The sequence below is a fragment of the Brucella anthropi ATCC 49188 genome (genome assembly GCF_000017405.1).
Taxonomy (GTDB): domain Bacteria; phylum Pseudomonadota; class Alphaproteobacteria; order Rhizobiales; family Rhizobiaceae; genus Brucella; species Brucella anthropi.
This window is the reverse complement of sequence record NC_009667.1, coordinates 1-23527: the sequence shown is the minus strand read 5'-3', so window position 1 is coordinate 23527 and position 23527 is coordinate 1. Positions and strand designations below refer to the sequence as shown.

The following is a 23527-nucleotide window of genomic DNA, read 5'->3' as shown; positions in this document are numbered from 1 at the left end:
ATTCCGTAAATCAGTCGTCTTCAGACGGTGCGCCCGGTGTTTCCACCACGGCATCGAGGTCAATGTCCTCGTCGTCATTCTGTTCCGGTACGGCAATGCGCACGTCGGTGATTTTTGCCCCCGGAAAGGCCGCGAGAATAGCGGCGACATCGGGATCGGCGCGGGCGTCGGTCACCAGATTGTCGCGACGTTCCGTTTCCGCCTCCGAAATGGTCTGCCCCGCCACATCACGCGCGACCGTCACCACCCAACGAATGCCGGTCCAGTTCAGGAGGCGTTGCGAAATATCGCTCGGCAGAGATTTCGGCGCATCATCGGTCAGGCCGATTTCGAGCCGCCCGGGTGCAATGGATGCAAGGCGCACGCAACCCTTGACCAGAATCTTGAACTGCATGTCGCGGTGCTTGTCGGCAAGTGCGACGACATCATGCAAGCTGTTGACCGGCACCGAAGGCTGCGGCGTGTTCTCGACAAACTGCTGCGGTGCGGCTGACGGCTGAACCGGCTGCGGTGTTTCCACGATACGCATGGCCGTTGCCGGTCCACCGGAAGCTGGAGCCATCGAAGACGATCCAACCGCATCGGCGGCAAAACGCGCTTCCGGCGCACCACCGCCGCCATTCGGCCGCGGATTGCCCGGCTGCGGACGCGGCGCCGAAACGGAGCCATTGTCGAGACTGCGAATCGCCTCGTCCAGCGTCGGCAGATCTGCGGCATGGGCAAGCCGGATCAAAAGCATTTCTGCAGCCTGAACCGGTCTCGTCGCCGTATCGACTTCCGCAATGCCCTTGAGCAGCATCTGCCAGGTGCGCGACAGCACACGGACAGAAAGTTTCTGCGCGAATTCACGACCGCGCACGCGCTCATCTTCCGACAGGGACACGTCTTCGGCCACATCCGGCGTGAAACGCAGTCGTGTCACGAGATGGTTGAAATCGGCAAGATCGGTCAGCACGACCGACGGGTCGGCACCGACATCATACTGCGCGCGAAATTCCGTCAGTGCGCCTGCCACATCGCCACGCATCAGCATCTCGAAGAGATCGATGATACGGGCACGGTCGGCAAGGCCCAGCATGGAGCGCACGGCTTCCGCCGTGACGGTGCCTGCGCCATGCGCGATGGCCTGATCGAAGATCGACAGCGAATCGCGTGCCGAGCCTTCGCCTGCGCGTGCGATCATGGCGAGCGACGTGTCATCCACCGCGATCTGTTCCGCTTCTGCGATGCGGCGCAGATGCTGCGCCAGCGTGCCCGATTCGATACGGCGCAGGTCGAAGCGCTGGCAGCGCGACAGAACCGTGATCGGAACTTTTCGGATTTCGGTGGTGGCAAAGATGAATTTGACGTGCGGCGGTGGCTCTTCCAGTGTCTTCAACAGGCCGTTGAAAGCCTGATTGGAGAGCATGTGCACTTCGTCGATGATGTAGACCTTGTAGCGCGCCGAAACCGGGCGGTAACGCACCTGCTCGATGATCTCGCGGATATCGTCGATACCGGTATGCGAGGCGGCATCCATCTCGATCACATCGACATGACGGCCTTCCATGATCGCCTGGCAGTTTTCGCCCTGCACGGAAAGGTCGATAGTCGGCTGGTCGATCGTATCGGTCTTGTAATTGAGAGCACGCGCCAGAATGCGCGCCGTGGTGGTCTTGCCGACCCCGCGAACGCCGGTAAGCATCCAGGCCTGCGCAATGCGGCCCGTCTCGAACGCGTTGTTGAGCGTGCGAACCATCGGCTCCTGGCCGATAAGGTCGTTGAAATTCTGGGGGCGATATTTGCGGGCGAGAACGCGATAGGCGCCATCGGCGGATTTTGTGTCCATAGCGACCCTTCCGTTCTTCCTGTTCCGCTTTTTCTCAGTCGCCAGTTTGGACCGGACGCATGAGCGGCGTCAACCAAAGAGGCAACCCATCAACAGTCGTCGGCGTAGCGAGAAAGGGTGGGAGGCTGGCACGATGACCCGTGCCGTGGCTCGTTAGGGCTGCTTCCTTCCGGACCTGACCCGGTTGGCGAGTGGCTCGTCCACCACCAACCTCCCACGCTGCATATCGTCAATTGTGAAGCAAAAAGCAAGGAGGGCGCCACGCAAAAAGCAAGCGCTGAACGAAAAAAACTGGTAAATGTCGGCCTATGGAACAATTCGAAGTCGATAAACGGCTCAATGCCGACACTTTTTCCGTGGCCAAGCTCGGCCTGTGCGAGCTTCGGTTGATGAACGACCGGCGCTGGCCATGGTTGATCCTGGTGCCGCGCCGTCCCGGCCTTGCGGAAATTCATGACATGACCCCGCTCGACCAGACCATGCTGACCTTCGAGACCGGCATCGTTGCGCAGGCGCTCAAGACTGTGACGGGTTGCCAGAAGATCAATACGGGCGCGCTCGGCAATATCGTTCGGCAGCTGCATCTGCATGTCATCGCCCGCAATGAAGGCGATGCGGGCTGGCCCGGCCCTGTCTGGGGCTTTGGCACCCGCGAGACCTATGACGAAAAAGACGCCCGCCAGCTGATCGCCGACATTCGCACGGCGCTTTAATTTGCTTTCACGCGCATCTTTTCCGAAAACCGTTTCACACTTTTCGGGATGCGCTTTAAATCCCCCAACAATTCCGAGATAGATATGACTTTCCGTCTCTACGATCTGCCGGAAATCGAACCGAGCCGATCTGTCGGATTTTCCGGCAACCGGATCGACCGCCAATCCGAAAAGCGGCAGGATGACTCTGCCTTCACGGCGCTGGAACTTCCCGAAACGCGAATCATGTTGCTTGGCGGTAACCGGCTGCTTCTCGACTATGCCGATGAAAAAGCGCCACGCGCATTGTTCCGCCTCGGTGAGGCGAAGGACTTTGCGCCTGATCTTCACGAGCCGATTTTTCTCGGTCTTCAGGACGGCGCGCCGCTTGTCGCTTTGACGACACCGCTCGACCCCGAGACGATGGAAGCGCCTTTCCGTCTACAGGATTATCGCAGCATCTATACGGAAGGGCTGGTATCAGCCGATATGCTCGGCGCGCTGGCGCAAGCCGCAGCGCTGACCGCATGGCATGCCAATCACCGTTTCTGCGGACGCTGCGGTGCAAAAACCGACATGCGCGCTGGCGGTGCCAAGCGGCAATGCCCGAACTGTGGTGCGGAACATTTCCCGCGTACCGACCCGGTGGCGATCATGCTGCCGGTGCGCGGCGAAAAATGCATTCTGGCACGCAGCCCGCATTTCGCGCCCGGTTCCTATTCCTGCCTCGCAGGCTTTATCGAGCACGGCGAAACAATCGAGGCCGCCGTGCGCCGCGAAAGTGTCGAGGAAATGGGGCTCTCCATCGGTCGCGTTGCCTATCATGCGAGCCAGCCCTGGCCGTTTCCCTATTCGCTGATGATCGGCTGTCATGCCGAGGTTTTGAGCGACGACTTCACTATCGACCGTTCGGAGCTGGAAGACGGTCGCTGGTTCTCGAAGGCCGAAGTGCGGACAATGCTGGAAGGCACACATGAAAATGGGTTGCGGGTGCCACCGTCCGGCGCCATCGCAACCCATCTGATAAAGGCCTGGGTCTACGACGCAGGCTGATTATTCTGCTGCCAGCAGATGCGTATCGCGGATATCGCTGCCTTTGTAGACGCCAAGAATCCGCACTTCCTTGGTGAAGAACCGCAATTCTTCCAGCGCAAGCTGCAGATTTGCGTCTTCCGGGTGTCCTTCGACATCGGCATAGAACTGCGTGGCGATGAAACGCCCGCCGATCTGATAGCTTTCGAGCTTCGTCATGTTGATGCCATTGGTGGCAAAGCCGCCCAGCGCCTTGTAGAGCGCAGCCGGGACGTTGCGCACGCGGAAGACAAAAGTCGTCACGATGCGTTCGCCATTTTCGGGACGCTGTGCCCATTGCTTGTTCTTGGACAGAACAACGAAGCGGGTCACGTTATCTTCCGAATCCTCGACATTTTCTTCCAGAATATCGAGACCATAGAGCTCGGCGGCAAGGCTTGGTGCCAAGGCCGCCATGGAACGATCTTTCATATCGGCGACGAGGCGAGCGGCTCCCGCCGTATCGCCTGCGATGACGCCCTTCCAGCCATTCTGGCGGATGACGTTGCGGCACTGGCCAAGCGCATGGACATGGCTGTGTACCGTCTTGATTTCCTCGCGCTTGACGCCCGGAAGCACCATCAGCTGGAAATGGATCGGCAGGAAATATTCGCCAATGATATGCATGTCGGCGAGCGGCAGCAGATAATGAATATCGGCGACGCGGCCGGCCAGAGTGTTCTCGATCGGGATCATGGCGAGGTCGGCAGCGCCGGTTTCAACCGCATTGAAGGCATCCTCGAAAGTCGGGCACGGCAAAGGCTCCATATCGGGAAACATGTTGCGGCACGCCGTATCGGAATTCGCGCCCGCTTCACCCTGAAAGGAAATCCTGTTGGTTTTCATCGTACCATGCTTTCTTAAATGCCACTCATCGGTGGCCCGTTAGATACCCTGTGCTACAAGAATGCGCGCGCGGTCAAGATCGGCCTGCGTATCAACGCCGAGCGGCACCGTCCTCACAAGTTCCACATCAATACGCATTCCGGCTTCAAGAGCCCTCAATTGCTCGAGTTTTTCGCGCTTCTCCAAGGGAGACGGCCCAAGCTTCACAAAGCGTTCAAGCGCTGAGCGGCGATAGGCGTAAAGGCCGATATGGTGATAAAGTGGGCCTTCACCGTAGGGCGCGGTTGCGCGGGTGAAATAAAGTGCGCGCAGGCGGCTGTTGCCGGCAAGCGGGGAGCCGACGATCTTCACCACACTCGGATTGGTCTTCTCCGACTCTTCCTCGATTTCGACGCCGAGCGTTGCAATGTCGGCAGGTCCGTCTTCCAACGGCAGAAGCGCACGGCGGATGATATCGGGATCGATGGTCGGCAGGTCGCCCTGAACGTTCACCACGGCATCAAACTCGCCCGCCGGATCGACTTTCATCAATGCTTCATAGATGCGGTCGGAGCCGGATTCGTGATCCTCCCGCGTCATGATGGCTTCATGGCCGTGCGCGGTAACGATTGCAAAAATCTCTTCGCTATCGGTTGCAACCACCGTCCGGCCCAGCTTTGCAGCCGCTGCACGATCGGCCACATGCACGATCATCGGCTTGCCGCAAATATCGGCGAGCGGCTTGTTCGGTAGCCGCGTGGACGCCATGCGTGCCGGGATAAGAGTGAGTGTCTTTAATGTCTGAAGCATCATCGCCTCTTGAGATCGATAAGGTCGCGGACGTCTTTTAAACCGCTTTCGAGGCGCTGGAAATGCATCAAAAGTGTCAAAAAGTCACGGGTCTAGTTACCGTTATAGGTGTTGCATCGCCCTGGTAAAAGACCTAGTTTCCGCCCGATGCCGGGGAGAGAATTGCGACCTTTATTGAAGGTTTGCATGCCGGCTAGGAGAGCGTTCTCGGGGAGAGCGTTTTGGTAGAGGGAGCGCTGACCGGCGATGAATTCAACCCGGACTAACAAGTTTATCATGGCTTTTCTGGCAACGGTTTTCGTTGTCATGACGACGGGCATCCTGTCCGATTCGCTGTTTCACTCGCCTGCGCCCGAAAAGCCGGGCTTTATCATCGAAGCGGCGGAAGCCTCGACCGGTGAAGGGGGCGCTGCACCGGCCAAGGAAGAAGTTTCCATTGCGACGTTGCTGCAGTCTGCTGATCCGGCGCGCGGTGAAACCGTCTTCAAGCGTTGCGCTGCATGCCATACCGGTGAAAAGGGTGGCGCCAACAAGGTCGGTCCGCATCTGTGGGATGTCGTGAACCGTCCGGCTGCCTCTGTTGAAGGTTTCGGCTATTCAGCTCCCATGAAGGAGTTCGGTGCTGCGGGCAACAAGTGGGATTTTGAACATCTCAACAAGTTCCTGACCTCGCCGAAGGGTTTCATCAAGGGCACCGCCATGGGCTTTGCTGGCGACAAGAAGGACAATGAACGCGCTGATCTGATCGCTTATCTGCGCACACTGTCCGACAATCCGGCTCCGCTGCCGACCGCTGATGCGGCACCTGCCGCTGGTGGCGATGCAAAGCCGGCTGAGGGCGGCGAAGCCAAGCCAGCCGAAGGCGAAAAGCCTGCGGCAGGCGGCGAACAGAAGCCTGCGGAACCGGCACCCGCCAATTAAGCCTGCAGGATAGAAACATGATCAAAGCCCGGTTCGCCGGGCTTTTTTCGTGCCCGCATTAAATTTCTTGCCCGCATGCCTTTCTTCCTCCGCAAAAACCCATAAAACTCGTTCGAATATATCCGAAACAGGAACGGAGAGGCTGGATGAGAGCTTTTTGGGCGGGTGCATTTGCGGTGGCCATGCTTGCGAGCACGGTTTCAATTGGTCGCGCAAATGACGCGGAACCCCAATGGCGATATTCCTCCAGCCTGCTTGGCGAGCCCAAATATCCTGCTGATTTCAAGCACTACGACTATGTGAATCCCGATGCGCCGAAAGGCGGCACGCTGAACATGGTCGCCGTTGGCACCTTCGACAGTCTCAATCCGTTTGTGGTGCAGGGGGTCGCAGCCGCTGGCCTGTCCGATTTCGGCGGCGGTCTTCTCTACGACACGCTGATGACGGATTCGCTCGATCAGGGATCGACGCAATACCCGCTCATTGCCGAAGCCCTGCAATATCCCGATGATTTCTCCTGGGTTAAGTTCAAGCTCAATCCAAAAGCGAAATGGCACGATGGCCAGCCGATCACCGTCGATGACGTGATCTGGTCGTTCGATGTGCTGAAGAAGCAGTCGCCGATGTACAACAAATATTATGGCGACGTGGAGAAGGCGGAAAAGACTGGCGAACATGAGGTGAAATTCACCTTCAGCCAAAAGGGCAATCGCGAATTGCCGCAGATTCTGGGACAGCTTGCCGTTCTGCCCAAGCACTGGTGGGAAGGCAAGGATGCACAGGGCAAGCAGCGCGACATTACCCGTCCGATGCTTGAAATCCCGCTCGGCTCTTCCGCCTACAAGATCGACAGCATGACGCCCGGACGCTCCATCACCTGGGCGCGCGTCGATGACTATTGGGGCAAGGATTTGGGCGTCAATGTCGGGCGCAATAATTTCGACCGCCTGCGCTACGAGTACTATTTCAACGAGGATGCAACCTGGGAAGCCTTCAAGAAGGGCGGACAGTACGATTATCGCAACGAGAATCGTGCCCAGCGCTGGGCTGAACAGTATAATTTCCCAGCAGTGCAGCGCGGCGATGTCGTGAAGGCTTCGTTTCCCTTCCATGCCGCCGGACGTATGCAGGGCTATTTCCTGAACACGCGCCGCGACAAGTTCAAAGACCCGAAAGTGCGTCAGGCGCTGACCTACGCCTTCGACTTCGAATCGATGAACCGCCTGTTGTTCTTCAACCAGTACAAGCGCATCAACAGCTATTTCGCAGGCAACGAGCTGGAGCTGAGCGGCCCGCCGACACCCGAGGAACAAGCCATTCTGGAAACGGTGAAGGATTCGCTTCCTGCTGATGCACTGACGAAGGAATTCAAGCTGCCGGTCTATGACACACCGCAAGCCACCCGCGAAAATCTGCGCACCGCGCTGAAACTCTTTTCGGAAGCCGGCTGGACAGTGCAGGGCAACAAGCTCGTCGATGCCAAGGGCAATCCGTTCACCATCGAATTTCTCGGCAAGGACCCGACGGACGAGCGTATTTACAATCCGTTCGCAGCAAGCCTGCGCAAGATCGGCATCAACGCGACCGTGCGTATCGTCGACACGGCGCAATATCAGGCCCGCGTCAATGATTTTGACTATGATGTGGTCACCTCCGTCATCCCGCAGAGCAGTTCACCCGGCAATGAGCAGCGCGACATGTGGGGTTCCAAGGCCGCCGACTTCAAAGGCAGCCGCAACTATGCCGGTATCAAGAACCCGGCCATCGACAAGCTGATCGACCATGTCATCTATGCCAAGGATCGTGAGGAGCTGGTCGCCTCGACCCATGCGCTCGACCGGGCGCTCTTGTGGAACTATTACGTCATTCCACAATGGTACTCAGACCACATCAATGTGGCCTATTGGAATAAATTCGGAATGCCTGAAAAGCAGCCGGACTATCTTGGGATTGACCCGTTCTCCTGGTGGATAGACCCTGCGAAGGAAGCCAAGCTCAAAACCGGCAGTGAATGAGGGCGGAGCGAGAATGACAATCCTTCGCATGAACCGCCGCCATTTTCTGGGGCTTTCGGGAAGTGCCGCCGTTGCAGCCTTCCTGCCGCCAAGGGCCTTTGCCGACATCCCGACAGGCAAGGCGCTGCATGGGCTTTCGGCTTTCGGTGACCTGAAATACGGTCCCGATTTTCCACATTTCGACTATGCCAGCCCCGAAGCACCGAAGGGCGGCACGTTCAATTTCGCGCCGTCGAGCTGGGTCTGGAACCAGAATACCGACACGTTCAACACGCTCAATACCTTCACGTTCAAGGGTGATGCGCCGCCGCGCATGGAACTGACCTTTGATACGCTGATGGCTTCGGCGCTGGACGAGCCGGATTCTGTCTACGGCCTGATCGCGGAAAGTGCGACGCTTTCGAAAGATCGCCGCAGTTGCACGTTCAAGCTTCGCAAGGAGGCGCGTTTTCACGACGGCTCGCCTATTGAGGCGAAAGACGTGTTGTTCACCTATGCGACCATCAAGCAGAAAGGCCATCCAACGCTGCGCCAGTATCTGGCAGGCGTCGAAAAGGTGGAGGCAACCGGCAACAGAGAAGTGCGCATGCGCTTCGTCGAAGGGCGCGGACCGAACGCTATCCTTGATGCCGTGGCCGTGCCGATCCTGTCGGAAAGCTGGTTCAAGGATCGCGATTTCGAAGCCACGACCATGGAGCCGGTGCTGGGCTCAGGCGCTTACAAGGTCGGCAATTTCGCCGCCGGTCAGTTCATCGAGTATGAGCGCGTCGAGGATTATTGGGCGAAAGATCTGCCGGTGCAGAAGGGCTTCAATCATTTCGACCGCATCCGTATCGAGTTTTTCCGCGACCGCCAGCCGCAATTCGAAGCCTTCAAGAAAGGCAGTATCGACTACCGCGAGGAGACCGTCTCCAAGAACTGGGCGACGGCCTATGACTTCCCGGCCATCCAGCAGGGAAAGGTCATCAAGCGTACTTTTCCGAAAGAGAAACGCCCGCTGATGCAGGCATGGGCGCTGAACCAGCGCCGCGAACGGTTCCGCGATCCGCGCGTGCGCGAAGCAATTGCGCTCTGCTTCGACTTCGAATGGACGAATGAGAACCTTTTCTACAAGGTCTATGCCCGCTCGCAGTCGTGCTTCAACGGATCGGATTTTCAGGCGAGCGGCATGCCGACGCCTGATGAACTTAAAGTTCTTGAACGTTATCGCGGAAAACTGCCGGATGAGGTTTTCAGTGAAGCCGTTCTAATGCCGGTATCGGACGGAACAGGCCGCGACCGCGCGCAGTTCGCACAGGCCATCAAGCTGTTGGAGGAAGCAGGTTTCGAGCGCAAGAACGGCCAGTTCCACGACAGGGACGGATCAAAGTTCGCGCTGGAGATTCTTTCCAATTCCGAAGCCTTCACCCGGGTCTACAATCCGTTCGTGCAGAAACTGCGCGCCATCGGCATTGACGCCAGCCTGCGGCTTGTCGATGCAAGCCAGTATCAGGTACGGATGCAGGACTTCCAGTTCGACATGGTGGGTATGGCGTTGCAGTTCAGCCCCACGCCGACGCAAGAATCGCTTGCCGGGATGTTGGGTTCCGAATCGGCCAAGGTGCCGGGCAGCTATAATCTTCCCGGTACGGAAGACCCGTTGATCGATGCGCTGATTGCGGATATCGGCAAGGTTTCGACCCGCGAAGAACTCGTCGCCACGATGCGGGTGCTCGATCGGTACTTGCGTATCCGGCGCGACTGGATTCCAAATTGGACGACAGCGAATCATCTCGCGGCCTATTGGGACCGGTTCGGTTTCAAGGAGCCGAAGCCCGATTACGGCTTTCCCGTCGAGACGCTGTGGTGGATCAAGGCGTGATTTCGCGAAACCGAAACCGGTTTTCGACATCACGCTCTATAATGAAAAGGCAGAAGCTGTTGGCAAGCCATAAGATAAACCTGAACCTGCGGAGAAAACCGGGCTGATGGGCGCATATATTCTCCGCCGTCTGCTTCTGATGATTCCGACGATACTCGGCATCATGGCTATTTCCTTCGCTGTGGTTCAGTTCGCCCCCGGCGGTCCGGTCGAGCGCGTGATTGCGCAGCTTTCAGGCCAGGGCGGCGACGCTCTCGACCGCCTTTCCGGCGGTGGTGGCGATTTCGGGCAAAGTGCCGTCGACAGCGGCTCGGTCAATTCCAAATATCGCGGCGCGCAGGGGCTCGACCCGCAATTCATTGCCGATTTGGAAAAGCAGTTCGGTTTCGACAAGCCGCCGCTGGAACGGTTCGGCCAGATGCTGTGGAACTATCTGCGCTTCGATTTCGGCCGCAGCTATTTTCGCGATATCAGCGTGATCGACCTCATCAAGGAAAAGATGCCGGTTTCAATCTCGCTCGGCCTGTGGCTGACTTTTCTGTCCTACATGATCTCGATTCCACTCGGCATTCGCAAGGCAATCAAGGACGGTTCGCGCTTCGACACCTGGACCAGCGCCGTCATCATCGTCGGCTACGCCATTCCAAGCTTCCTGTTTGCAATCCTGCTGATCGTACTGTTTGCGGGCGGCTCGTTCTTCGACTGGTTCCCGTTGCGCGGCCTCACCTCGCCCGATTTCGCGCAGATGTCGTTCTGGGGCAAGATCGGCGACTATCTGTGGCATATGGTGCTGCCGGTGACTGCACTCGTGCTTTCCGCCTTCGCCACCACGACATTGCTGACCAAGAATTCGTTTCTGGAAGAAATCCGCAAGCAATATGTAACCACGGCGCGCGCCAAGGGACTGACCGAGAATCAGGTTCTCTATCGTCATGTCTTCCGCAATGCGATGCTGATCGTGATCGCCGGTTTTCCGGGCGCTTTCATCTCGGCATTCTTCACCGGTTCGCTTCTGATCGAAACCATCTTCTCGCTCGACGGACTTGGCCTGCTGGGCTACCAGTCGGTCATCAACCGCGATTATCCCGTGGTCTTCGCCAATCTCTTCATCTTCTCGCTGATCGGCCTTCTGGTCGGTCTCCTGTCCGATCTCACCTATACGTGGATCGATCCGCGCATCGACTTTGACCGGAGGGACGTGTGATGACCGACACCACCCTCACCCCTGTCGTGCAACCGGTAAAGCGCCCGTTTCTTTCACCACTCAACAAGCGCCGCTGGCAGAACTTCAAGGCCAACAAGCGCGGTTACTGGTCGCTGTGGATCTTCCTGTTCCTGCTCATCGCAGCGCTTTGTTCCGAGTTCATCGCAAATGACCGGCCCATTCTCGTTTCCTACAAGGGCGAGTTGCTGATGCCGGTTTTCGTGGATTATCCGGAAGAAAAATTCGGCGGCTTTTATGCCGTCACCGACTATCGCGACCCGATGATACAGGATGAGATTAACAACAATGGCTGGGCCATCTGGCCACCGATCCGCTATTCCTACAACACCGTGAACAACGAGATACCGGAAGCCGCGCCTTCGAAACCGTTCTGGCTCTATTCGGCGGAAGAGCGCTGCCAGCGCTATCCGCAAGGCGTGAGCGATCCCAATTGTCGCTTCGGCAATTTCAATCTGCTCGGCACCGACGATCAGGCGCGCGATGTATTCGCACGCGCACTCTACGGCTTCCGTATTTCGGTGCTGTTCGGCCTGATTCTCACCTTCTTCTCGGCAATAATCGGAGTGACGGCAGGCGCGGTTCAGGGCTATTTCGGCGGCTGGGTCGATCTTCTGTTCCAGCGCTTCATCGAAATCTGGTCCTCGATCCCGGTTCTCTACCTGTTGCTGATTATCGCGGCGATATTGCCGCCCGGCTTCTGGGTGCTTCTGGGCATCATGTTGTTGTTTTCATGGGTGGCTTTCGTCGGCGTCGTGCGCGCGGAATTTCTGCGGGCGCGAAACTTCGAATATGTGAACGCGGCGCGTGCGCTCGGCGTGAAGAACGGCACCATCATGTGGCGGCATCTCCTGCCCAACGCCATGGTCGCGACACTGACCTTCCTGCCTTTCATCCTGAACGGCTCGATCACCACCCTCACCTCGCTCGACTTCCTCGGTTTCGGCCTGCCCCCCGGTTCGGCTTCGCTGGGCGAACTGCTCGCACAAGGCAAGAATAACCTGCAGGCACCCTGGCTCGGCATTACCGGCTTTGTGGTCATCTCGCTGATGCTGTCGCTTCTGATCTTCATCGGTGAGGCAACACGCGACGCCTTCGATCCGCGAAAGGCATTTCAATGAGTGGGCCAATGAGCGGGTCTATGATCGAATCAGGGAACAAAATCCTGCTGTCCGTTCGCGATCTGTCCGTCGCATTCCGCCAGAATGGCGAGGAACGCATTTCCGTCGACCGCGTATCCTTCGACATTGCCGAAGGCGAAACGGTCGCCCTTGTCGGCGAATCGGGATCAGGCAAATCCGTCTCGGCCTTGTCCATCCTGAAGCTGCTGCCTTATCCGTCTGCCAGCCATCCTTCCGGAGAAATTCTTTTCAATGGCAAGGATTTGATGAAGGCTTCGGAGCCGGAACTGCGCCGTGTGCGCGGCAACGACATCACCATGATCTTTCAGGAGCCGATGACATCGCTCAATCCGCTGCACAGTGTGGAGCGGCAGATCGGTGAAATCCTGAAAATGCACCAAGGCATGGGGGAGCAGGCCGCACGGGCGCGGACGCTGGAACTTCTGAACGAAGTCGGCATTCGCGAACCGGAAAAGCGCCTGTCGGCCTTCCCGCACCAGCTTTCCGGCGGACAGCGCCAGCGCGTCATGATCGCCATGGCGCTTGCCAACAAGCCGAAGCTGCTGATTGCCGACGAGCCGACCACAGCGCTCGATGTCACCGTGCAGGCCCAAATCTTGAAGCTGCTGGCCGAGCTTAAAGCCGCACAGGGCATGTCGATGCTCTTCATCACCCACGACCTCGGCATTGTGCGCAAGATCGCCGACAAGGTCTGCGTGATGAGCAAGGGCAAGATCGTCGAGGCCGGGCCGACCAAAGAGATTTTCGAAAACCCGCAGCATCCTTACACCAAGCACCTGCTTGCGGCTGAACCGAAGGGCGAGCCGCCTGCCGCCGATCCAGCAGCAAAAACGGTGATGGAAGGCAAGGATATCCGTGTCTGGTTCCCGATCAAGAAGGGGTTCATGCGCAAGACCGTCGACCATGTGAAGGCGGTGGACGGCATCGACGTAAACTTACGCGCCGGACAGACGCTCGGCGTCGTCGGCGAATCGGGCTCCGGCAAGACGACGCTTGGCCTCGCACTGTCGCGCATGATTTCATCCAAGGGCGAGATCAGGTTCGACGGCCGCGATATTGCGAAATTCAGTTTCAGTGATATGCGCCCGCTGCGCCGCGAGATGCAAATCGTGTTTCAAGACCCATTCGGCTCGCTCTCACCGCGCATGACCATCGCGGACATCATCGCCGAAGGGCTTCTGGTGCATGAGCCTAAACTGTCGGCAGACGAACGCGATGCGCGTGTCGTTGCCGCGCTCAACGAAGTCAATCTCGATCCGGAAACCCGCTTCCGCTATCCGCACGAATTTTCAGGTGGCCAGCGCCAGCGCGTCGCCATTGCACGTGCCATGGTGCTGAACCCGAAATTCGTTATGCTGGACGAACCGACCTCCGCACTCGATATGAGCGTGCAGGCGCAGGTGGTCGATCTGTTACGCGCATTGCAGAAGAAGCATGATCTCGCCTATCTTTTTATCAGCCACGATCTGAAAGTGGTGCGGGCGCTGGCAAATGACGTGCTGGTGATGCGCAACGGCAAGGCGGTCGAATATGGCGCGGCGAAGGATGTTTTCGCCAACCCGCAGACCGACTATACCAAGGCGTTGATGGCGGCAGCCTTCCGGATGGAGGCAACAGAGGGAGGAGCAAGACAATGAGCGAAACCAAGGGCAACATCCTTTTGGCGATCACCGACTGGGACCCTGAAATCTGGCTGAAGACGTTTCGGGATCACGCGCCGGATCGTCCGGTGGTGACGGATCGCACGGAAAAAGATCCGTCCGTCAAATATGCGCTCGTCTGGAAGCAGAAGCCGGGCTCGCTTGAGAACCTGCCCAATCTGAAGGTGATCTTCTCGCTGGGCGCAGGCGTCGATCACGTCTTCCGCGATGACCGGATTCCCGATGTACCGCTGGTGCGCATCATCTCCGACGATCTTACCATGCGCATGACCGAATATGTCGTCTGGCAGGTGCTGGACCATCACCGTCTCGGACAGCGTTATCGCAAGCAGCAGCAGAATCATGTCTGGCATGAGGATCGCCGCCAACCTGCGGCTCATGAAGTCACTGTCGGCATCATGGGCCTCGGTGTGCTCGGGCGCGATGCGGCTGAAAAGCTGAAGTTGCTCGGCTTCAATGTCACCGGCTGGAGCCGACGCCCGCAAGAGATCGATGGCGTGCAGACCTATCACGGCAAGGACGGCTTTGGGAAATTCCTCAAGACTACCGACATCTTCGTCTGTCTGCTGCCGCTGACGCCCGACACCAAGGGTATCCTCTCCATGTCGATGTTCGCGCAACTGAAGAGCGACGGGCCGCTCGGCGCGCCGGTGCTGATCAATGCCGGACGCGGCGGTCTGCAGAACGAGGCCGATATTCTGGCCGCGCTCGATCGCGGGCTTCTTTCGGCAGCTTCGCTCGACGTGTTCAATCAGGAACCGTTGCCAACCAGCAGCCCTCTCTGGGATCACCCGCGCGTGACGATCACTCCGCACGCGGCAGCAAGCTCATCTGCAACCGCCCTTGTGCCGCAGATCATCCGGCAGATCGAAGCCTTCGAGCGGGACGGGACGCTGGAACATATCGTGGATCGTTCAACCCAATACTAGAGCGCGTTTCGATCTGATTGGATCAGATCGGCGCTCCAATCATTTGTTTTTACGCGCATCCCGATTGCCCCATCCTCGCCGACCGCCACCCGATGGCCGGCGAGTTGCTTTTGCGCCTCGCGGTCAAGTTCAATGGCGATAGGCACGTCATGCCCCATTTCACGAGCCACGATGAGGCCAAGGAGCAGGATCGCATCCGGTTCATGCAGGACAATGGCCGCAGGCGCATGACCACTATGGACCAGCTCCAGAAGAACGGCTGCTGCGGATGACGAGCCGATGGTTCCGGGCAGGCACAACACACGCCCGGCGATGCTCCGCCCATGTTCCGGATGGCGCACATCGGCAATCCGCCCGCTCTTCGGATCGACACCGCCCCAGAAGCTAATCGGCGCGGAGAGAACCAGCGCCTCAGCATCTGCCCCTTTTCCTGCAACGAGTACAGTGCTTTCCCCGATGCTCATGCCGCCTGCCTCCCGAAAACCGGCCTGCCCGCAACCGCGCTTTCCACGCATTCTTCCAACGAACCGTAAAGCACGCCATAGCCGGTGTTGCCAGGTGCATAATGCGCGAACTTGCCGGAATTCGTCATAAGGATGGCATCATCCTTAGCTGGCAAAATTGGTGTAACAACCACGCATGTGTCGGCGACAATCACGACGCCTGCTTTTTCAAGCGCCTGCCTGCGTCCGTCTTTCTCCAGCTCAACCAGTGCATGACGGCCCGTGCAGGCATAAAGCGGCACCGCGAGCTTGCGTTCCGCTATGGCGCGCTCCAGACGGTCGAATTCGGTTCTCGAAAGATGCGGACTGCCAATGGCAACCGCATCGATATGATCGACCTGCTCGACTGTCGAAAGACGCTTGCGCGTCGCCTCGATCATTTCTCGTGTGACGCGGATGACGCCTTCCGGCTTCTGGTGCTGCAAAGCCGTTTCAAGATCGGGCGCTTCGGGCGTGACACCAGCAACATGGAATAGACCGACTGCTCCAACCGATGCCGATGCCGCGCCGAAAGCTTTGAGATCGTCTTCATCGGGATGGACGGGACTGCCTGCAACGACACCGATATTCGTGCCAACACTGCGACCAAACAGATTGCCGAGAATGGGCCAGGCCACTTCCGAAGACAGGAACGCCGGGTCCAGCCCTGAAATATCGATCACCACCGTAGCGCGACGGTTTTCGCTGCGATGCAGACCATAATCGGGCGCGCGGCCAGCAATAGCACAGGCAATATCGAGGAAATCGCCATAACGATTGGTACGCGCACCCAGAACTGAATTACAGAACACGACTGCATTGGATTCACCCCAGGCGACATCTGTGCCCTTTGCTGGCCTGTGTCCCGCCTGATACGGAGCGCAGGTCCAGGTCGGCTCGCAGCCAAGCTTGATATAGGCGCGCATCATGCGCTTGGCCATATCAGCTTCGTGAGCCGGCAAAAGATTACGCGAGCAACCCGTCAGATCGATAGAGCCGACATTGAGCGTCGAGCGGACTTTGACCTTTGCACCACCCTCAACTAGCTTTTCTGCGAAAAGCGTTCCGCTATCGCCGTGATAAAGCGCACCGTCAATATGTGCCGATGCAACTGGAATAAGACGCGGCGCACCCATCAGCCTCGCGGTATCAGCCACAATGCGCATGGCCATCGCAGCGCCCTCCCCCAGATCGCCTGCGGCTATCGACCGTTCTTCATGCGTTAATGTCAGTGCCACGCGTGATCTCCTTGCGCATGGTTATGGATGTGGGGCGGCTATAGCCTGGATGCGCGGTCTCCGCGATCTTGCGATATCCAAGCTTTTCAAACACCGCCCGATTGCGCGTAAGCTCGATACGCACCTGCAACTCAATTGATGGTTTGTCTTTTGCAACCGCAACATCTTCCGCCTTTTGCATTAGCAATCGCCCAATGCCTCTTCCCTCAAAGGCGGGTGCGACGGCAAGTTTGCCGAGATAAAAGCCCTCGGCCTTTTCCCGTATGAAGACACAGCCGACAAGTCTGTCATCCAGAAAGGCCGCAAAACCGGTTTCTTCCTGTGCCTTCTGCCGCAGATTTTCCGCCGTCAGCAAACCTGCCGATGAGGGCGGATCGATCACGCCGTCCATATAGGCGAAGCTGTCGCGGATCATGCCGAGCAGTTCTTCCCACTGCCCGAAATTCTCGCCAATAGCCTCGACACGCAGAGCCGTCATTTCGGTTTGCGTGCCTTATAACGAATGGTTTCGAAGCGGACATTCAAGGCATTGTAGAGCAGCAGACGGCCCACCAAGGGTTCGCCGATACCGGTGATGAGCTTGATGACTTCCATTACCTGCAGGCTGCCGATCACACCCGGCAGGACGCCAAGCACACCGGCTTCGGCACAGGTTGGCACCGTTCCGGGTGGCGGCGCTTCTGGAAAGAGATCGCGATAAGATGGGTTCTGCGTACCATCCGGCCCGGTCGTATAAGGCATCAGCACGGTGACCGTGCCATCAAAACGACCCATGGCGCCCGTCACGAGCGGTTTTTCCACCCTGGCAGCAGCATCGGCCAGAATATAACGCGTGGTGAAATTGTCCGAGCCATCCACCAGGACGTCATAATTGCCGATCAACGTTTCGACGTTGTCCGCATCGAGGCGAAGCTGGTGTCCCTCGACCTTCACATGTGGATTGATCCGGGCAATGGTGGCAAGCGCGCTTTCCACCTTTGGCTGGCCCACACTTTCCGTATCGTGAATGACCTGCCGTTGCAGGTTCGATAGCGAAACAGTGTCGTCATCGACAATGCCGAGCGTGCCGACACCGGCAGCTGCCAGATATTGCAGCACAGGCGCGCCAAGACCGCCTGCGCCAACGATCAGCACGCGCGCGGCCTTCAGCTTCTGCTGGCCCGGACCGCCGATTTCTGGCAGCACGATATGGCGCGCATAGCGTTCAAGTTCTTCGGACGAAAATGGTCTGGATGGTGCATTCATACCCCCGAACATATGCCTCTCCCAAGGCGCTGTCAGCGGATATTTTGCCTCACGGCACGATCCCCAAAATGGAACCGGTTCGGATCAGGTGTCAGACAGCCTGGTGAGATGACCGGCAGAGACATTGAAGAATTGCGCTTCCCCTTCAAGCGCTTCAAAAAGCGCGCGATCCGTGCCCGTCATGAAGGCCTGTCCGCCAAGCTCATCAAGGATGCCAAAGAGCGCGGCGCGGCGACCTGTATCGAGATGCGCGGCGATTTCATCGAGCAGGAGAATCGGAGCCATACCGGAAAGCTCTGCCGTCAGTCGGGCATGGGCAAGCACGAGACCGATCAAAAGCGCCTTTTGTTCGCCCGTGGAACAGAGCGCGGCTGGCATGGATTTGGGTCTGTGCTGGACGATCAGATCGGTACGATGCGGGCCTTCAAGCGTGCGGCCTGCCGCCCGGTCTCTCGCGCGGCCATCGCGCAGGGTACGGCGAAAGTCTTCTTCGAGATCAAGCGCCGCCTCGACATTGATTCTCTGCTCCAATGTCCCTTCCAGAAAGCAATCGGCCTTTGGAAACGGTCCTTCGACAGGCAGCCGTTCGATCATCGCCGCAATCAGGCGCATGGCTTCGGCGCGCGCAGCAGCAATGGCCGTGCCTAGCTCCGCCATCTGGCTTTCGATCGCATCCAGCCATTGGTCGTCATTACTGCCATCGTTCAGCAAGCGGTTGCGGCTGCGCATCGCTTTTTCGTAATCGAGCACGCGCTTGCCGTGAGCGGTATCGATAGCAAGCACCATACGGTCGAGGAAACGCCGGCGATCAGAAGCGCCTCCGGTGAAAAGCCCATCCATCGACGGCACCACCCAAAGGATGCGCGCATAGTCGAGCATGTCGTCGCCGGAACCCGCAATCCCGTTGATACGTACCTTGCGCCCCCCCTCGCCGCCGCCTGCTGTGCCGGTGCCGATTTCAGCTTCGCCATAGATCATACAGTCAAGCGCGGCATGAATGGCAAAGCCATCAAGCGAATTTGCGCGGGCAACATCGTCATAAGCAGCACGGCGCAGGCCGCGTCCCGGCGACAGAAAGGAAATTGCTTCGATCAGATTGGTCTTGCCGGAACCATTTTCGCCAGTCAGCACGACATGGCCGGGCCCAAGCGGCAGTGATAGTTCCGCATAATTGCGGAAATTCACAAGCTTGAGCCGCCGGATCGAAACACGTTCCGGGCGGCTTTGATTAGGCTCAGGCGTATTCACTTTTCTGTTCTTTAAACACGCATAGGCATCAGGACGTACAATACGTCTTCATCGCCGGTGTCGCGCACCAGCGTCGGCGAACCTGCATCGGCCAGCATGAAGACCGCGTCCGAACCCGAAAGCTGGCTCGTAATGTCGAGCAGGTATTTCGAGTTGAACCCGATATCGAGCGGATCGGCGTCATAGTCCGCCGCAAGCTCGTCAGTTGCACTGCCGGAATCGGGATTGTTGACGGTGAGCGTCAGTTGGCCATCGGCGATTGAAAGCTTCACCGCGCGGCCACGTTCGCTCGAAATGGTCGAGACACGATCCACGGAGGCCGCAAATTCCTGGCGTCCGATGGTGAGCTTCTTGTCGTTGCCAGACGGAATCACGCGCTGGTAATCCGGGAAGGTTCCGTCGATCAGCTTCGAGGTGAGGACCACCGATCCAACCGTGAAGCGAATCTTGGCGTCCGACAGTTCAACAGTAACGACCACATCCGGCACATCGACCAGCTTCTGCAGTTCGGCAACCGTTTTGCGCGGGATGATGATGCCCGGCATGCCTTCCGTGCCGGACGGTGCTTCCAGCTCGGCGCGCGCCAGACGGTGACCGTCGGTCGCGACAGCGCGCAGCTTCAGGGCACCCTCGCTTTCGATGGCGTGAAAGAAAATGCCATTGAGGTAATAGCGGGTTTCTTCCGTCGAAATCGCAAACTGCGTGCGGTCAATGAGACGCTTCAGAGCCTGCGCCTCGATCCGGAAGGAATGGGTAAATGCCCCAGCGGTCAGTTCCGGGAAATCGGACTGCGGCAGGCACTGGAGGCGGAAAGACGACTTGCCGGAAATGACCGAAATGGAACCACCATCCGGATTGGTCGACAGCATGACTTCAGCGCCATCCGGCAGCTTGCGGACGATGTCATAGAGAAGATGTGCCGGAACCGTCGTAGCGCCTGCCTGTTCCACCATGGCGGCTGTCGCTTCGTTGACCTCAAGATCAAGGTCGGTCGCCTTGAGTGCGAGACTTGCGCCCTCAGCCTGCAAAAGCACGTTCGACAAAATCGGTATCGTGTTGCGACGCTCCACGACGCGATGGACGTGGTTGAGAGATTTGAGAAGGTTCGATCGCTCTAGGGTAACACGCATGTTCAAACGCACTCGCTCGCTGGGACAGGACAACTGCATCTGACGGGCAGGCAGGCGGCCCCTGTCGATAAGGCGCCAGGGGCGCCAGAAGGTCCGTTAAAGTGGCAGATTTTTAAGGAGAAAAGCAAGCCCGCGCCATGTCGGAAAGCGACAGGGCCCGGGCTTTTTGTTGATAACCGCGATTGATAGCGGGGAAGCTACTGTAATCAGGCCGCCTGATCGTTGATGAGGCGCTTCAGAAGCTCCAGTTCCTGCGCCAGCTTGGTGTCGGCGCCAACCAGATCTTCGATCTTGCGCACGGCGTGCAGCACGGTCGTATGATCGCGTCCGCCGAAGCGGCGGCCGATTTCCGGCAGAGAACGCGGCGTCATCATCTTGGCGAGATACATTGCCACCTGACGCGGCTTGACGATGGTGCGCGTGCGGCGGTTCGACAGCAGGTCCTGCTTCGAGACATTGTAGTGACGCGCCACGATGCGCTGGATTTCCTCGATGCGGATACGCTTCGGTTCGCCAACGCGGGTCAGATGACCGAGCAGCTCATCGACGCGGTCGATGGAGATGTTCGGCTCGAAGGACTGACGGAACAGAAGCTGGTTGAAAGCACCTTCCAGTTCGCGGCCCGATCCGGTGACCGTGCGGGCAACGTGGGAGAGAATCTCTTCACCAATGTTCAGGCTCGAATCTTCTGCCTGCGCGACGGCGAGACGACGGCGCAGCATCTCGACACGCATGTCGTAATCAGGGGCCGCCACTTCGAGCGCAACGCCACCCTGAAGACGCGAACGAACGCGCACATCGAGCGATTCCAGTTCGGACGGCGCACGGTCAGCAGCGACAACGACCTGCTTGGCGCTGTCGAGCAGCGTGTTCAGGAGGTGGCAGAACTCATGCTGGATCGACTTGCCCTGCAGGAACTGCATGTCGTCGATGACGAGAAGGTCGATATCGCGCAGCTGTTCCTTGAAGGACAGCGCATTGTTGTCGCGGATCGCGGTGGCAAAGCGCCACATGAAATACTCAGCTGTCAGATAGACAACGCGGGCCTTTTCCTGACGCTGCAACGCTGCCGCGGCAATGGCCTGAAGAAGATGCGTCTTGCCGAGGCCGACGGAAGCATGGATGAAAAGCGGATTGAAACGCACCGCGCTGGAACCGGCTTCCGCAATGGTGCGGGCGGCGGCAAGGGCCACGCGATTCGATGCGCCATCGACAAAGCTGTCGAACGTATAGCGCGGGTCGAGCGGCGAACCCAGAACGGAACCCGATGCCGATTCTGCAACGACTGCAGAACCGCGCTTCTCACCGAGCGACTGTCCAACGGGAAACACCATCTTTTCGCGCGGAGCCACAGCAGGCTTGGTTTCAACTGCTTCGCAGGCTTCCACTGGAGCTGCGCTGCGCACCACGCGGCTTACACCGCGAACCACGACTTCAACTTTCAGGATTTGCGGGTTTTCTTCCTGCCACAGCTCGGTCAGCAGTTCAGAATAGTGATTGTTGATCCAGGAGCGCAAAAATGCTGTCGGAACCGACAGGCGGACAATGCTCTTGGAGATATCGTCGAGCTTCAGACGACCGAACCAGCTGGAATAAATCTCGGTGCCGACGCGGGCTTTCAGCTTTGCCGTAAGGCGCTCGAAAACCTCGTCACCTGCATTGCCGCTCAACTCGACCAGGCTCTTTTCATTTCCGGTAGCAGAAGATCCATGGATACGGTTCGCATGTGCATCATCACCCATCGTTGCCGTCGATTTGCCGGTCATCATTGCCATCGTCTCGCCTGCCTTCACATTCGTACGCGCCGTTTTTTGGCGCTTGTCATTTTTTCCTGTCCGAACCGCGGATTTTTTATCCGTCTGGCCTGGTAGGTACTCACTCATAAAGCCCGGCTCTACAGCTCTGGGCCAAACACAAACTCAAACGGTCCCATCAGGACCAACACCCGGATACTCCTTCCCGGCGACCTTTTTACGACTCACAACACTTTTACCGGAGGCTGATTGCCCGGAAAGAAATCCGCCACAACCATTCAATTGTCGGGGACATGCCTAAAACGGCATTCCGGTTAACGAACGGTAAGCAAACAACCATGAGGAACAGGACCTTACGACCAGAATATAACACCCGCGGGCTGTGATGCCCACGCCGACAAACTCGCTATTTGATGCTAACTCCGGGCCGGTGGCCCACCCCTCTTATGCCCTGACTTTAGCGAAGCCTCGCAGCAAAGGGCAAGCCTCAGAAAGCCACATTTTTTTGCTGAAAGCCCTTGCAGGGGGACTCGACAAAAGTAGGGAATCGGACGCCAGCGAAATAACACCTTTGGATTCAATGTGTTTTCGTGGGGCAATTTTTAGGTGATCTTGATATGTTCTTCCTAAAAATAAATTTAAAAATATTCCTTGACTCAAACCCCCTTCCGAGTCCCTAAACCCGCCTGTGGATAACAGTGGATAATAATCCACAACCATTTGAAAATACTACTTAAATAGCCTCATGCGAGATTAACCGCTCTCTGAAATATTCCAGCTAGGCATTGAAAAATCTCTACAATTCAGGGTGGTATGAAAGAATGCCAGTGTTCTGAGAAACGCTCAAAAAAGAAAACCCGGCTAACAATGAGCCGGGTTTCGAAAACATTCCATAAAAATGGATGAATGCTTAGGCCTTCAGAGCCTTAACGCGCTGAGCAAGGCGAGACACCTTACGCGAGGCGGTATTCTTGTGCATCACGCCCTTGGAAGCAGCGCGCATCAGTTCAGGCTCAGCAGCCTTGAATGCGACTTCTGCAGCCTGCTTGTCGCCGCTCAGCAGAGCGTCTTCCAGCTTGCGCACGAAGGTACGAACGCGCGAACGGCGGGACTTGTTGATTTCGGTGCGGGCAGCGATCTTGCGCACTGCCTTCTTGGCCGAAGGAGTATTGGCCATAAATGCCTCTCTTTAAGCAATATAAAGCAGCGCATTTACCACCTCTCGCAAATCCGTCTTGCGAGGGCGTCCGAGACGGCTCGGTGCAGGCATCATCGGTTCGATGACAGTCCATTCCGCATCCGTTAAATCGCTTGCATAGCGCGCGTTGCGTCGTCCATATTGTTGCCGAGCGGTTGCAGTCCAGGCCATCATGATCTCCATCGAATGTAAGCAATCCGATTGAATCATAACCTACTGAAATCGCTCAATCCTTTTTGGAACAGGCTCTTAGAT

20 protein-coding genes, 1 other RNA gene and 1 pseudogene are annotated in these 23527 nt (G+C 57.8%); 9 read left to right on the top strand and 13 right to left on the bottom strand.

Annotated features, from left to right (window positions below; translation table 11 throughout):
- Window positions 1–10 precede the first annotated feature (10 nt).
- Together OANT_RS00115 and ffs are read right to left on the bottom strand one after the other, a co-directional pair.
- The gene (locus tag OANT_RS00115) at window positions 11–1828 is read right to left on the bottom strand and encodes a DNA polymerase III subunit gamma/tau (protein WP_011982262.1); all 1818 of its coding nucleotides are present in this window, start codon (window positions 1826–1828) and stop codon (window positions 11–13) included.
- A 117-nt stretch (window positions 1829–1945) separates the two neighbouring features.
- Window positions 1946–2043, bottom strand: an RNA gene (gene ffs / locus OANT_RS25125) — signal recognition particle sRNA small type.
- Window positions 2044–2136: 93 nt separating this feature from the next.
- Here ffs and OANT_RS00110 point away from each other — a divergent pair.
- Together OANT_RS00110 and nudC are read left to right on the top strand one after the other, a co-directional pair.
- On the top strand, window positions 2137–2541 hold the full coding sequence (locus OANT_RS00110; RefSeq protein WP_011982261.1) for an HIT domain-containing protein: 405 nt from the start codon (window positions 2137–2139) through the stop codon (window positions 2539–2541).
- Between the two features lie 84 nt (window positions 2542–2625).
- Window positions 2626–3573 (top strand): NAD(+) diphosphatase, encoded by a 948-nt coding sequence (gene nudC, locus OANT_RS00105; RefSeq protein ID WP_040129042.1) that lies wholly within the window; start codon window positions 2626–2628, stop codon window positions 3571–3573.
- Here nudC and OANT_RS00100 read toward each other — a convergent pair whose 3' ends face one another.
- A complete protein-coding gene (locus OANT_RS00100) occupies window positions 3574–4437 on the bottom strand; it encodes a prephenate dehydratase (RefSeq protein ID WP_011982259.1) in 864 nt (287 codons plus the stop codon). It abuts the gene before it with no gap.
- Window positions 4438–4476: 39 nt separating this feature from the next.
- Window positions 4477–5226: a 3-deoxy-manno-octulosonate cytidylyltransferase gene (locus tag OANT_RS00095; protein ID WP_011982258.1), complete on the bottom strand. Its 750-nt coding sequence runs from the start codon at window positions 5224–5226 to the stop codon at window positions 4477–4479.
- A 246-nt stretch (window positions 5227–5472) separates the two neighbouring features.
- On the opposite strand from OANT_RS00095, the gene OANT_RS00090 reads away from it, so the two are divergent.
- The 7 genes from OANT_RS00090 (at window position 5473) to OANT_RS00060 (ending at window position 14977) form a co-directional block, all read left to right on the top strand.
- Window positions 5473–6147, top strand: a complete 675-nt coding sequence (locus OANT_RS00090; protein ID WP_011982257.1) for a c-type cytochrome — start codon at window positions 5473–5475, stop codon at window positions 6145–6147.
- Window positions 6148–6293: 146 nt separating this feature from the next.
- Complete coding sequence (locus tag OANT_RS00085; protein ID WP_011982256.1) at window positions 6294–8162, top strand: extracellular solute-binding protein; 1869 nt, start codon at window positions 6294–6296, stop codon at window positions 8160–8162.
- 13 nt (window positions 8163–8175) lie between these two features.
- On the top strand, window positions 8176–10023 hold the full coding sequence (locus OANT_RS00080; RefSeq protein WP_011982255.1) for an extracellular solute-binding protein: 1848 nt from the start codon (window positions 8176–8178) through the stop codon (window positions 10021–10023).
- Window positions 10024–10129: 106 nt separating this feature from the next.
- On the top strand, window positions 10130–11227 hold the full coding sequence (locus OANT_RS00075; RefSeq protein WP_010657819.1) for a microcin C ABC transporter permease YejB: 1098 nt from the start codon (window positions 10130–10132) through the stop codon (window positions 11225–11227).
- Entirely contained in the window at window positions 11227–12366 is a 1140-nt protein-coding gene (locus tag OANT_RS00070; protein ID WP_011982254.1) for an ABC transporter permease, read from the top strand. Before OANT_RS00075 ends, OANT_RS00070 begins: the two co-directional genes overlap by 1 nt.
- Window positions 12363–14024, top strand: a complete 1662-nt coding sequence (locus tag OANT_RS00065) for an ABC transporter ATP-binding protein (RefSeq protein ID WP_011982253.1) — start codon at window positions 12363–12365, stop codon at window positions 14022–14024. Before OANT_RS00070 ends, OANT_RS00065 begins: the two co-directional genes overlap by 4 nt.
- The gene (locus OANT_RS00060) at window positions 14021–14977 is read left to right on the top strand and encodes a 2-hydroxyacid dehydrogenase (RefSeq protein ID WP_011982252.1); all 957 of its coding nucleotides are present in this window, start codon (window positions 14021–14023) and stop codon (window positions 14975–14977) included. The genes OANT_RS00065 and OANT_RS00060 overlap by 4 nt, the downstream gene beginning before the upstream one ends.
- On the opposite strand, the gene OANT_RS00055 is transcribed toward OANT_RS00060, so the two are convergent.
- The 9 genes and pseudogenes from OANT_RS00055 to OANT_RS00015 form a co-directional block, all read right to left on the bottom strand.
- Window positions 14974–15441 (bottom strand): aconitase X swivel domain-containing protein, encoded by a 468-nt coding sequence (locus tag OANT_RS00055; RefSeq protein WP_011982251.1) that lies wholly within the window; start codon window positions 15439–15441, stop codon window positions 14974–14976. The genes OANT_RS00060 and OANT_RS00055 overlap by 4 nt on opposite strands.
- The gene (locus OANT_RS00050; protein ID WP_011982250.1) at window positions 15438–16697 is read right to left on the bottom strand and encodes an aconitase X; all 1260 of its coding nucleotides are present in this window, start codon (window positions 16695–16697) and stop codon (window positions 15438–15440) included. The genes OANT_RS00055 and OANT_RS00050 overlap by 4 nt, the downstream gene beginning before the upstream one ends.
- Window positions 16675–17175, bottom strand: coding sequence for a GNAT family N-acetyltransferase (locus OANT_RS00045; RefSeq protein ID WP_011982249.1), 501 nt, complete (start codon window positions 17173–17175; stop codon window positions 16675–16677). The genes OANT_RS00050 and OANT_RS00045 overlap by 23 nt, the downstream gene beginning before the upstream one ends.
- A complete protein-coding gene (locus OANT_RS00040; RefSeq protein ID WP_011982248.1) occupies window positions 17172–17954 on the bottom strand; it encodes a molybdopterin-synthase adenylyltransferase MoeB in 783 nt (260 codons plus the stop codon). Before OANT_RS00040 ends, OANT_RS00045 begins: the two co-directional genes overlap by 4 nt.
- A gap of 72 nt (window positions 17955–18026) precedes the next feature.
- Complete coding sequence (recF, locus tag OANT_RS00035; protein WP_011982247.1) at window positions 18027–19190, bottom strand: DNA replication/repair protein RecF; 1164 nt, start codon at window positions 19188–19190, stop codon at window positions 18027–18029.
- Between the two features lie 11 nt (window positions 19191–19201).
- The gene (gene dnaN / locus OANT_RS00030) at window positions 19202–20320 is read right to left on the bottom strand and encodes a DNA polymerase III subunit beta (RefSeq protein WP_040129048.1); all 1119 of its coding nucleotides are present in this window, start codon (window positions 20318–20320) and stop codon (window positions 19202–19204) included.
- 206 nt (window positions 20321–20526) lie between these two features.
- The gene (gene dnaA, locus OANT_RS00025; RefSeq protein ID WP_011982245.1) at window positions 20527–22089 is read right to left on the bottom strand and encodes a chromosomal replication initiator protein DnaA; all 1563 of its coding nucleotides are present in this window, start codon (window positions 22087–22089) and stop codon (window positions 20527–20529) included.
- A gap of 895 nt (window positions 22090–22984) precedes the next feature.
- Window positions 22985–23251 (bottom strand): 30S ribosomal protein S20, encoded by a 267-nt coding sequence (gene rpsT, locus OANT_RS00020; RefSeq protein WP_011982244.1) that lies wholly within the window; start codon window positions 23249–23251, stop codon window positions 22985–22987.
- A gap of 15 nt (window positions 23252–23266) precedes the next feature.
- Window positions 23267–23443: pseudogene (locus tag OANT_RS00015) on the bottom strand (transposase); the annotation flags it as partial.
- Between the last annotated feature and the right edge of the window lie 84 nt (window positions 23444–23527).

What these genes read in the sequence shown, in the direction of transcription:
- OANT_RS00115 (WP_011982262.1), bottom strand. Translation starts at nt 1,828, where the DNA reads ATGGACACAAAATCCGCCGATGGCGCCTATCGCGTTCTCGCCCGCAAA.
- OANT_RS00110 (WP_011982261.1), top strand. Translation starts at nt 2,137, where the DNA reads ATGGAACAATTCGAAGTCGATAAACGGCTCAATGCCGACACTTTTTCC.
- nudC (WP_040129042.1), top strand. Translation starts at nt 2,626, where the DNA reads ATGACTTTCCGTCTCTACGATCTGCCGGAAATCGAACCGAGCCGATCT.
- OANT_RS00100 (WP_011982259.1), bottom strand. Translation starts at nt 4,437, where the DNA reads ATGAAAACCAACAGGATTTCCTTTCAGGGTGAAGCGGGCGCGAATTCC.
- OANT_RS00095 (WP_011982258.1), bottom strand. Translation starts at nt 5,226, where the DNA reads ATGCTTCAGACATTAAAGACACTCACTCTTATCCCGGCACGCATGGCG.
- OANT_RS00090 (WP_011982257.1), top strand. Translation starts at nt 5,473, where the DNA reads ATGAATTCAACCCGGACTAACAAGTTTATCATGGCTTTTCTGGCAACG.
- OANT_RS00085 (WP_011982256.1), top strand. Translation starts at nt 6,294, where the DNA reads ATGAGAGCTTTTTGGGCGGGTGCATTTGCGGTGGCCATGCTTGCGAGC.
- OANT_RS00080 (WP_011982255.1), top strand. Translation starts at nt 8,176, where the DNA reads ATGACAATCCTTCGCATGAACCGCCGCCATTTTCTGGGGCTTTCGGGA.
- OANT_RS00075 (WP_010657819.1), top strand. Translation starts at nt 10,130, where the DNA reads ATGGGCGCATATATTCTCCGCCGTCTGCTTCTGATGATTCCGACGATA.
- OANT_RS00070 (WP_011982254.1), top strand. Translation starts at nt 11,227, where the DNA reads ATGACCGACACCACCCTCACCCCTGTCGTGCAACCGGTAAAGCGCCCG.
- OANT_RS00065 (WP_011982253.1), top strand. Translation starts at nt 12,363, where the DNA reads ATGAGTGGGCCAATGAGCGGGTCTATGATCGAATCAGGGAACAAAATC.
- OANT_RS00060 (WP_011982252.1), top strand. Translation starts at nt 14,021, where the DNA reads ATGAGCGAAACCAAGGGCAACATCCTTTTGGCGATCACCGACTGGGAC.
- OANT_RS00055 (WP_011982251.1), bottom strand. Translation starts at nt 15,441, where the DNA reads ATGAGCATCGGGGAAAGCACTGTACTCGTTGCAGGAAAAGGGGCAGAT.
- OANT_RS00045 (WP_011982249.1), bottom strand. Translation starts at nt 17,175, where the DNA reads ATGACGGCTCTGCGTGTCGAGGCTATTGGCGAGAATTTCGGGCAGTGG.
- OANT_RS00040 (WP_011982248.1), bottom strand. Translation starts at nt 17,954, where the DNA reads ATGTTCGGGGGTATGAATGCACCATCCAGACCATTTTCGTCCGAAGAA.
- dnaN (WP_040129048.1), bottom strand. Translation starts at nt 20,320, where the DNA reads ATGCGTGTTACCCTAGAGCGATCGAACCTTCTCAAATCTCTCAACCAC.
- dnaA (WP_011982245.1), bottom strand. Translation starts at nt 22,089, where the DNA reads ATGATGACCGGCAAATCGACGGCAACGATGGGTGATGATGCACATGCG.
- rpsT (WP_011982244.1), bottom strand. Translation starts at nt 23,251, where the DNA reads ATGGCCAATACTCCTTCGGCCAAGAAGGCAGTGCGCAAGATCGCTGCC.